The sequence below is a fragment of the Streptomyces sp. UH6 genome, assembly GCF_013421635.1.
GTDB lineage: Bacteria > Actinomycetota > Actinomycetes > Streptomycetales > Streptomycetaceae > Streptomyces > Streptomyces abyssomicinicus.
Genome location: NZ_JACADT010000124.1, coordinates 1 through 9387 on the forward strand (window position 1 = coordinate 1; position 9387 = coordinate 9387).

Below are 9387 nucleotides of genomic sequence, written 5' to 3' on the forward strand. Positions count from 1 at the left end.
CGGCCCCGCACCGGGCGGCCTCGCGTACGGTCTCCGGGGCCTCGGCGGCGTCGGGGTTCAGGCCGGTGGCGAGCAGGACGCGGCCGTGGTGGGCCGCGTCGGGTCCTTCGTCGCCGATGACCACGCCGGAGACCGGGACGTCGAAGCCGTGCGGGGCGAGGACCAGGCGGAGGATGCCGTCCTCGTCGTAGTCGAGCAGACGGCGCAGGGTGAGCGGTCCGGGGGTGTCCGTCATGGAGCTGTCGCGGGGCGGGGGCGGGCGTGCATGGACGAAGCATACGAACGGCTGCCCGGCTCCAGGAGTGCCGGCCGGGCGGTCCGTGTCCGTGACCCGTACGGGCGTCGGCCTCCGGTTGCGGCCCGGGCGTCCGCCGGGAACATGGTGGGAGGAACCGGGAGGAGGGGGAGCCAATGCCTGCGTGGCAGGAACCGCCTGCCGGGCGTACCACGGGAACGGGAATCCCCATGCCGACCCTGCCGCCGCCCGTCACGTCGTCTCCGGAGCCCGCCGCGGCGGCGAAGGAGCCGGCCGGGGCCACCGACCCGCGTCCCCGGATCATCCGCGAGGTCCCGCGGGGGACGGTCCGAACGGCATCGCTCCGCCCGGTGACCGACGCCGACGCCGATGTCGGCGCCCCGTCCCATCACCGGTTCGCCGCGGGCTGTCACCCCGCCCGCGGGAGGCGGGCGTCGACGTCACCGTCACCGTCCCCGCCACCGCTCGTCGCCCGGCCACGGCGTGGGCCTTGTCGCCACAGGGGACCGTGGCCGCCCGGAGCCGCCCCTCCACCGGAAGGATCAGACGCATGACGGACTTCTCACCGGGATTCCGGGGCAGGACCCACGCGTTCGAAGGGCGGCTGCCTCCCGGCCAGTACCCGACCGAGTCCTTCCCCGTCCTGTCCGCGGGCCCCACTCCGCACCTGGCGACGGACCGGTGGACCTTCACGGTCACCGACGAGACGGGCGGCAGCCGGTCCTGGAACTGGGACGAGATGATGGCCCTGCCGCAGGAGCGTCCCACCGTCGACATCCACTGCGTCACCCGCTGGTCGAAGTTCGACACGCGTTGGCAGGGTGTGTCCCTGGACGTTCTCCTCGACGGTGTGGACACCGCCGCCGACTTCGTCGTCGCGGAGTCCTACGACGGCTACACCACGAACCTGCCGCTGGAGGACGTCACCGGTGGCAAGGCCTGGGTGGCCCACTCCTTCGACGGTTTCGCCCTCTCCCCCGAGCACGGCGGTCCGGCCCGCCTGCTCGTCCCGCACCTGTACTTCTGGAAGTCCGCCAAGTGGGTCAAGGGCGTGCGTCTGACCGTCCGGAACGAACCCGGTTTCTGGGAGGCGGCCGGCTACCACGACTACGGCGACCCCTGGCGCGAGCAGCGCACCTGGAGCGACTGATGGCCGGGCCCGCCCCGGCCACGACGGCCGGACCGGCACCCTCGGGCGGCTGGCGGCCGGCCCGGCTGGAGCAGCGGGAGAGCCGGACGGCGACCGGACGCACCCTGCGCTTCCGCGTCCCCGGCTGGCCCGGGCACCTGCCGGGTCAGCACGTCGACGTCCGGCTCACCGCGGACGACGGCTACCAGGCCGTGCGCAGCTACTCCCTGGCGGCCCCCGCCGACGGTGACACGGTCGAACTGGGGGTGCAGGCCACGCCGGGCGGAGAAGTCTCCCCGTACCTTGCCGAGGTGCTGCCGGTGGGCGCGCGGGTCGAGATGAAGGGCCCGCTGGGCGGCTGGTTCGTGTGGGACGGCACGTTCGACGGCCCGCTGCTGCTCGCCGCCGGCGGCAGCGGGGTGGTGCCCCTCATGGCCATCCTGCGCGCCCGCCGCCGGGTGCGCTCCGACGCCCCCTGCACACTGCTGTACTCCGTCCGCACCCAGGACGAGGTCTGGTACGCCGACGAACTGGCCGCCGCGCCGCCGTTCCTGTCGGTGCGTGTCCTCCACACCCGGCAGGCGCCGCCGGGATCCGCACGGCCCGCCGGGCGGATCACGTCCGCGGACCTCGAGGCGCTGCCGGCGCCCGCGGGCAGCCACTGCTACGTCTGCGGGCCCACCGGCTTCGTCGAGCACACCAGCGACCTGTTGCTCGCCGCCGAACACCCCGCCGAACTGATCCGCACCGAACGCTACGGCTGACGCTTCGGACCGCCCAGCCACCGACTCGAACGCGACCCCAGGAGACCGACGTGCCCCAGCCCCGCCCCTCCTACCTCGACGGCAACGCCCTCGCCGGTCCGCTCTCGGAGGTGTTCGCCGTCGACCCCACGACGGCCTGGCGCCTGTGCCCCACGTGCCGGATGCCCTCCACCCTGGGGCAGCTGCACGTCTACGGTCCCGAACCGGGCCTCACGGGCCGCTGCCCCGGCTGCGCCGACATCGCCCTGCGCGCCGTCGCCCAGCCCGGCCATCTCTGGATCCAGCTCGGCAGCGGGGGCGGCGCGTTCCGCTTCACCCTGCCGAACGGCGCGGGCAGGTCCACCTAGTGCTCCGGCCCCGTTCGATCCGATGCACCGCGCCGGCACGGTCAGAGCACGGGGTGGTGCCTCGTGATTGATCTCGCAGGGGTGATATGCCGTTGAGCTCGTGGTCGACAGCCCGGAAGCTGTCGCCATGAGCTCTCGACGCTTCGTCTTCCTCGACCCCGATGGCCTCAGTGCCGGCGGCTGGCTGCATGTGGTCGTCGAGGCGAGGACCGGGGTCGTTTATCAGCAGCAGTACGGCGGAACGGCCTGTCGGCAGGGGCAGGTCGAAGGTTTCCTGGTGCCGCTGTTCGGCCCTGATGAGCTGGACGCGTTGCGTCAGCTGTTCGAGAAGGACTTCCGTGGTGCCGGCGCCTGGAACCACGCGTGGTCAGATGACGAGCGGGACGAGCTCCGCGAGATCGTCGGAGCCGTTCGCTACTGGGCATCCGATGGGGCCACCGAGGAGCCACACGTGCTCCGACTGGATGAGAGCCGTATCCGTGAGACCGATGAGGCCTGGGTGCGGGTGATCACCCCGGACGGCCCGGGAGTGCTGGTGTGGTTCAACTCGGACTGAACGCGGTGATCAGCCGTCTGCCGCCGCTCGGGGATGGTCGGCCTGATGCTGCGGCGCCCCAACGGGGAGCGTGTCTTCCGGGGCCGATGGTCTCGCCACGGACGTCCAGCACCATCGCTCCGCGGAAGCAGAGGCTGTATCCGCGACGACGCCGAGTCCGTTGTCTCTCCTCGCCCCACCCAGAAGATTCAGCACGCGCCGGCACGAGCCCTACGGGTTCGGCGGTATCTCGGGTGCGGGCAGGGCCAGAGCTCGGCCGAGGGCGGCGGTGACAGGGGTGGCGTCATCACGTAGGTGCAGGGCGGCCCACGCGGCGGCAAGTTGGAGGAAGTCGATCAGGTCGAGCTCCGCGCCGGCAAGCAGGCGACCCAGGTCGGTGACAGGTAGCTCGATCACCGGGCTGTTGTCTTGGTCGGCGTCGACGGTCAATCGGACGACTTCGCCGTCACGTTCAGCGAGCGGAAAGGGGTCGTGACCGAAGGAGGCCGAGCCGTTGCCGTCGACGACCTCGAGCCAGTCGCGCCTCTCGTCCAGCCCGTTGCAGCAGCCCGGCAGGAGCGTGGTGCCGGTAGCGGTGTCAGTGACCCGCAGGCCGCCTGATGCGAAAAGGTCGTCCATGGTGAGCAGTCCGTGCAGGAAGCCCCCGAGTGGGTCGGCGGGCCGCGGCGGACGACCATCCGGACGGGCTGCAGAACGATCACCCGGGAAGTCTGCGGCACGCCTGCTCGCGCCGCACTGCAATTACTGCGCGACATTCAGCTGTCCCGTGTCTCTCCCGGCTGTCGACCGGCAAAAGGAGTGGAGCGGCCTCCGCATCGGTCACCCGGTCGGCGCGAGGTTGTGCAGAGGGGCGATGCCGAGCGCAGCATGATGGGCACCGTCCCCTCAGTTCCTTCCTGACCGGAAATCCGACATGGGTCCGGTCACGTCATAGGTTCCTTCGCGGAACATGTAGACGGACGGCCAGGCGTCGGCCTCCTCACGGAAGTAGCCGCCGTAGCCCGGCTCGTCCACGTGAGGAGCCAGCAGCTCGAGGATCGTGACGGATTCCTCCAGTATGTCGTCCGGCCACAGGACGCGGACGAAGAGTCCCCAGACATCATGGGAGCCTCGGGACTGGTGTGTCAGGCGCGCGAACTCACCACCGGCCAGGCGCGTGTCGCTGTCCGACGTCGGAGTCAGCAAGGGATGCGGGCATCCGTCGGGGCCGAAAGATCCGGGCCGGTCGGCGCGCAGGCCCATGTGCCAGCGGAGGGCGTCCAGAACTGACTCAGGTGTGTCGTCCTTCAGGAAGCAGGTGAGGACCATCTCGTAACGCAGGCTCATGGGAGCATCCTGCAGGCCGTCCCAAGCTCCGGCCCGGCCCGGGCCCGTGGTCGGACTCGGTTCACCCGCAACTCTTGTGCGTCACTCGAGTGTGGCGGAGGGTTCGTCTCCGTTCTGGGCCTGCTGGGATCGCTCGGCGAGCATCGTGGCGAGGTCCCGGACGCTGTCGGCGTCGATGTCGCCCTTGTGCGCGGCGGACTCCATGGTCCACAGCAGCGTCGTGCCGACCCGGGTCTGGGTGACGGCGCCGGGCTCGCCGTTGAAGCCGGAGGTCCCGAGCCGGGCTTCGTTCTCGTCACCGATCGGGCCGAGCTCGAGCGTCTTGGCCTTCCGGCCCGCCTGGTTGCCGTAGTAGCCGTCCCAGAGCACGGCGTAGGCGTCCTGGGCGGCCTGTTCGCTGTCGTAGGCGACGACCTGGAAGGTGACGGAGGCGAAGGGGTCCTTCCTCTCGAAGGTCGAGGCGCCGAAGAAGCGGGCGTCCTCGCAGCCCGCGTTGCCCTTGATGGGGCAGGCCTGCGAGCGGTAGAGCTTGTCCATCTCGAGTGCCGTGGGCCGGACGGACTGCTTCCAGCCCGCCATCGCCTCGTTGTCCGGCAGCGTCTTGCGGACCTGTTCCTGGGTGAGCGGTGCCGCCTTGCCGGCTGTGCTGTCGCTCTCGCCGTCGGAGCAACCGGTCAGCAGCAGTGCCGCCGCGGTCGCCACGCACCAGCGGTGAATTCTCATGATCATGCCACCCCCTTGGGTGGTCATCCTACGGTGGCCGTCTCCGTGTGGGGGGTGCCGCCCAAGAAGCGGGATCCTCGGCCACCGTCGCGGACGGCCCACCGTCCGATGCCCTGTTCAGGTCGGCCGCCTGTCTCGATGCCGCCGCGGTCGGCGGCCCCGGAACGAACCGTGTGCACCGCGGATCGTGTGTCGAGAACGGCAAGGGGCCGGTTGACCGCTTGCCGTTCGGGCCGGCCCCCCCCTCTACCGTCGGGACGGTCATTCGTCTTCCCTGCTGGAAGTGCTCATGCCTCGCCGCTCACCGGGCGAGATCAGAACCGGACGCCCCCGTCGCGGGGACGCCGGAAGCCGATAGGTCATCCCCGGTTTGTCCGCTGCGGCGAACCGGCAGATCGCACAGTTCGAAGTCCGGTACCGGTTGCCTCCCGGTCACGTCGCGCACGCCTTCCGGGCATGGGCCCTGGCGCTCCGCCCGTGGCCGGAGCACGGACCCAACCATGGGCGGGGAACCACCCTCTGGAGGGACAGGCGCGCGAGAACCCTCCTGCGGGGCGCGGCATCGGCCATGAGGCGGAAGGAGAGCCGTGCGCTTCTCGGAGCCGTCGCTCCTCTGGACGACCGATTCCTGGCGGGGACCCTGCCGGACCCGTTCGCCCCACGCGCGGATCCCTGGTGGAGGCGCCGTCTCGTGGAGTGAGTGTCCGGGCAGGCGGCTGCGGGTGGGGGTTTCAGGCTCGGTCGGTGGTCGGCGCCCGGTCGGCGGACGGCGGTTGTCCTGAGCCTGCCGCCTCCACGACGATCTGTCCGGGCCGTGTGCGTGCGTACAGCACCTCTCGGCCCGCACGGTGGGCGCTGACCAGACCGGCGGTGCGCAGGGCCGTCAGGTGCTGGGAGACGCCGCCGGGAGTCAGCCCGGTCCGGCGGGCGAGGGCGGTGGTCGAGGCGGGGGCGGTCAGCTCGGTGAGGAGGGTCGCGCGGGAGCGGCCGAGCACCCCTGCCAGGGCGTCGGACACGGTCGCGGGCCGTGTCCGCCACAGCGTGCCGACGGCGCGTGGCGGATAGCGCAGCGAGGGTTGCCACGGCTCGTCGAGCACGGAGAACACGCGCGGCCACGCGAAGGCGGACGGCACCAGCAGCAGGCCCCGGCCGCCGAGCCGGCGTGCTCCGCGGACGGTGCGATGCTCCAGGCGCAGAGTGCCTCCGGCCCAGGTGACCTGCGGGTCGAGGTCCGCGAACAGACGGTGGGCGCCGCCTTCGACCAGGCGGCCGGCCCGGTAGCGGATGTCGTCCTCCAGCAGGGTGAGGATCCGGGGCCAGTACGGCGCCAGTGCCAGCTCCCAGTACGCCTCCAACACGTCGGCCAGTCGCCCGAGCTCGGCCGCCGGGTCGGCGCGCAGCGCCGCCAGGCGCTCGGGCGGCACCCCGGCCGTCGTGTACAGGAGCGTGGGCGGGGTGGCCCGGACGGTGGCCAGCTCCATGTCCAGTGACGGCAGTGGCGTTGTGGGCGGCGGGCAGATGAAGCCCGGAACGCGGCCGCTCCAGGGGGAGCGCGCCGGGACCGGTACGAGGTCGAACAGCGGCCTCAGGTCGACGTCCGCCGCCGCCAGCCGTGGGCGTACCTGTTCGACCCAGGTGCGGTGCAGGCCGTGTTCGTCCGCGCCCTTGAGCACCCGGACGCTGGCCACCGCCTCCCACAGCGGGGAGATCGCGAAGCGGGTGCGGGCCACGTCCTCCAGGCCGAGTTCTATGTCGATCATTTAGCTGAGGGTAAATCAGTAGGTGGTGGGTCGGGTGGTCCCGCACGGTACGGGCATGACCGAAGCGTCCCCCTCCCCGTGGCGGTTGCGTGACTTCCGCGTGCTCTTCGCCGCGGGCGCCCTCAGCCACCTCGGCAGCAACGTCGGCTACGTCGCGATCCCGCTGCTCGCCGTCACCACCCTCGGTGCCGGCCCCGGCCAGGCCGGTGCGCTGGCCGCGCTGTCCACCGCCGCCTTCCTGCTCGTCGGCCTGCCCGCGGGCGCCTGGGTGGACCGCCTGCCCGCGCGCCGGGTGCTGGTGGCGGCCGACGCCGCCCGCGCGGCGCTGTTCGCCTCCATTCCCGTCGCCTGGTGGCTGGGTGTGCTGTCGCTGCCGCAGCTCTACGCGGTGGTGCTGCTGAACGGCTGCGCCACGGTGTTCTTCGACGTCGGCTCGCAGAGCGTCCTGCCCGAACTGGTGGGCCGCGAGCGCCTGGTGCCGGCGAACACCGCTCTCGTGAGCCTGATGGCCGGCGCCAACATCGCCGGCCGCGGCGCCGGCGGCTTCCTGGTCCAGTTCTTCACCGCTCCCCTCGCGATCCTCGGCGGGGCCGTCGCCTACCTGGCCTCGGCGGCCGGCCTCACGGGCGTCGGCCGACGACAGCCTCCTGCCGTGGTGCCGGCCGACCGGCGACGGCTGCGGACCGAGATGGCGGAAGGGCTGCGCCACGTCCTGGGCAGCCGCGAGCTACGCGCGCTGGCGCTCACGGCGACCCTCACCAACCTCGGCGCGCAGATGATCAACGCCATCCTGCCGGTGCTGTTCGTCCGCGAACTGCACCTGTCCGGCGGGGCTCTGGGGACGTACTGGGCGGTCGGTGGCCTGGGCATCCTGCTCGGCGCCGTCCTCGCCCGCTTCCTCGCCGCCCACCTGGGCCACGGCCGCGCCCTGGGGTTGACCGGGCTGTGGTTCGCGCCCGCCGGACTCGCCATCGCGTTGATCGGCGACGGGCCATGGCTGTGGGTGGCCGGTGCCGGGTGGCTCGCGGCCATGACCAAGGCGGGTATCGACAACGTCCTCGGCGTCACCCTGCGCCAGCGCCTGACCCAGGACGCGCTGCTCGGCCGGATGAACGCCACCTTCCGCTTCCTGCTCACCGGTGCCCTGGCCGTCGGCTCCGCCCTCGGTGGCCTTGTCGGTCAGGTGGCAGGTCTACGCGCCGCGGTCTGGGCGGGCGCGTTGTGCATGGCCGGCGCCTTCCTCCCCGTGTTCTGCTCCCCCGTCCGCGCGCTGCGAGAGCTTCCAGCGGCCACCACGCCACCGCGCCGGGCATCAGCGGCATCCACCGCGGAGGCATGAGGAGGAGACCTTCCGATCGGAGTGGCCGCGGTCGACGAAGGGAACCCGGACGGTCACCCCCCGGCGACGTCGCGGTCGCGTTCGAGGAAGTACAGGCAGGCCCGCTTGTGGTCCAGAGCGACCTCAGCGCCTTCCGTGAACCCCGCCAGGCGCAGCCGCCGGCGTGACCTGTCGTTGCGGACGTCGGGCTCGGCCACCACCCGCAGATGGGCGGGGTCGGACCAGACGAAGTCGAGAACGGCGCCGAACAGGGCGCCTCCGTAGCCGCTGCGTGGAGCGGTCACGGGGGGCGCGAAGAGGAAATGGATGCCGAAGTCACCGGGCCGCACCGGGTAGTACTCCCCCAGCGGATCGTGTTCGGGATCGTAGGTCTGCAGCAGTCCCGCCGGGTGGCCGTCGTGCTCGATCAGGTACGCGTGGTGGGTCTCCAGGGAGTCCACGAACGCGTAGATGTCGCGCACCCGCTCGACCGTGTGCCCGACCATGCCCCAGAACCGGGCCCGCTCGTCATCCACCCAGCGGTGGACGGTCGCGGCGTCGTGCTCCGGGTCGAGGACCCGGAAGACGACGGTGCCGAAGCCGGGCACCCGGCTTACGTACGCGGGGGCGGGCCCGTGTGACGCCGCAGATTCCTCGGGCGCCGGGGATTCCTTGGCCGTTGGGACTTCGCTGGGCGTCGGGGGCGCGGTGGGCTCTGTCATGCTGACTCCTCCTCGGTGAGCACGTTCCAGTCGGTGACGACGGGGACGAGGGCGCCGCGCAGCCACAGCGGAAGCTGGTCGCGGGCGTGGGCGTCGTCGGGGAGTCCCGAGGCGCCCAGGGGGACGATCCACGCGCTGTCCTGTCTGCGGGCCAGGTCCCACACGAAGCGCGCGGCGGAGGCGCGGGCGCCCAGATCGGTCAGTCCGGGCACGCTCGAGGAGGACATCACGCAGTCGTGGTCCCCCTCCAGAGCGGGGGACCCGGGAGAAGGAGACACGGAGGGCAGCGCCTGCCACGCGGCCAGTCGGTGGGTCTCGCCCCAGCTCGCGGGAGCGCCGTCGCGGGCCACCTCCTCCAGGGCCGCCCGCGCGTGGGCGGGAACGTCCACCGCCGCGGGCAGCGCCCCGGGCACGGTCAGGCTCTCCAGTGCGTGTCCGACCCGGCCGAGGAGGGAGAGCCAGGGCAGGAAGATCTCGGGATCGTCC

Annotated in this window: 11 protein-coding genes and 1 pseudogene; 5 read left to right on the top strand and 7 right to left on the bottom strand. The window is 72.1% G+C overall.

The annotated features are described in order from the left end of the window. Positions 1 to 235 (bottom strand): annotated as a pseudogene (locus tag HW445_RS09710) (PucR family transcriptional regulator); the annotation flags it as partial. Positions 236 to 806: 571 nt separating this feature from the next. Here HW445_RS09710 and HW445_RS09715 point away from each other — a divergent pair. From HW445_RS09715 to HW445_RS09730, 4 genes are all read left to right on the top strand, one after another. Continuing rightward, positions 807 to 1406 (top strand): sulfite oxidase-like oxidoreductase, encoded by a 600-nt coding sequence (locus HW445_RS09715; RefSeq protein WP_180220626.1) that lies wholly within the window; start codon positions 807 to 809, stop codon positions 1404 to 1406. Then, positions 1406 to 2149 carry an FAD-binding oxidoreductase gene (locus HW445_RS09720; RefSeq protein WP_180220627.1) on the top strand — a complete coding sequence of 248 codons (744 nt, stop codon included), beginning with the start codon at positions 1406 to 1408 and terminating at the stop codon, positions 2147 to 2149. Before HW445_RS09715 ends, HW445_RS09720 begins: the two co-directional genes overlap by 1 nt. Positions 2150 to 2199: 50 nt before the next feature. Then, positions 2200 to 2496, top strand: coding sequence for a DUF6510 family protein (locus tag HW445_RS09725; RefSeq protein WP_180220628.1), 297 nt, complete (start codon positions 2200 to 2202; stop codon positions 2494 to 2496). 100 nt (positions 2497 to 2596) lie between these two features. Then, positions 2597 to 3052: a DUF6210 family protein gene (locus HW445_RS09730; RefSeq protein WP_308798749.1), complete on the top strand. Its 456-nt coding sequence runs from the start codon at positions 2597 to 2599 to the stop codon at positions 3050 to 3052. Between the two features lie 210 nt (positions 3053 to 3262). Here HW445_RS09730 and HW445_RS09740 read toward each other — a convergent pair whose 3' ends face one another. The 4 genes from HW445_RS09740 to HW445_RS09755 all read right to left on the bottom strand — a co-directional run bounded on the left by HW445_RS09740 (position 3263) and on the right by HW445_RS09755 (position 6861). After that, positions 3263 to 3670, bottom strand: coding sequence for a hypothetical protein (locus HW445_RS09740; RefSeq protein ID WP_218956785.1), 408 nt, complete (start codon positions 3668 to 3670; stop codon positions 3263 to 3265). A gap of 267 nt (positions 3671 to 3937) precedes the next feature. After that, entirely contained in the window at positions 3938 to 4378 is a 441-nt protein-coding gene (locus HW445_RS09745) for a hypothetical protein (protein ID WP_180220629.1), read from the bottom strand. Positions 4379 to 4459: 81 nt separating this feature from the next. Then, complete coding sequence (locus tag HW445_RS09750) at positions 4460 to 5107, bottom strand: hypothetical protein (protein WP_180220630.1); 648 nt, start codon at positions 5105 to 5107, stop codon at positions 4460 to 4462. Positions 5108 to 5832: 725 nt separating this feature from the next. Next, complete coding sequence (locus HW445_RS09755) at positions 5833 to 6861, bottom strand: helix-turn-helix transcriptional regulator (protein WP_180220631.1); 1029 nt, start codon at positions 6859 to 6861, stop codon at positions 5833 to 5835. A gap of 55 nt (positions 6862 to 6916) precedes the next feature. Here HW445_RS09755 and HW445_RS09760 point away from each other — a divergent pair, with 55 nt between their 5' ends. Then, complete coding sequence (locus HW445_RS09760; RefSeq protein WP_180220632.1) at positions 6917 to 8200, top strand: MFS transporter; 1284 nt, start codon at positions 6917 to 6919, stop codon at positions 8198 to 8200. Positions 8201 to 8253: 53 nt separating this feature from the next. Here the strand turns inward: HW445_RS09760 and HW445_RS09765 are convergent, their stop codons facing one another. Next, positions 8254 to 8787: a GNAT family N-acetyltransferase gene (locus tag HW445_RS09765; protein ID WP_308798752.1), complete on the bottom strand. Its 534-nt coding sequence runs from the start codon at positions 8785 to 8787 to the stop codon at positions 8254 to 8256. A gap of 110 nt (positions 8788 to 8897) precedes the next feature. Further along, positions 8898 to 9387: penicillin acylase family protein (locus HW445_RS09770; protein ID WP_180220634.1), on the bottom strand; the 490-nt coding region annotated here is incomplete at its 5' end.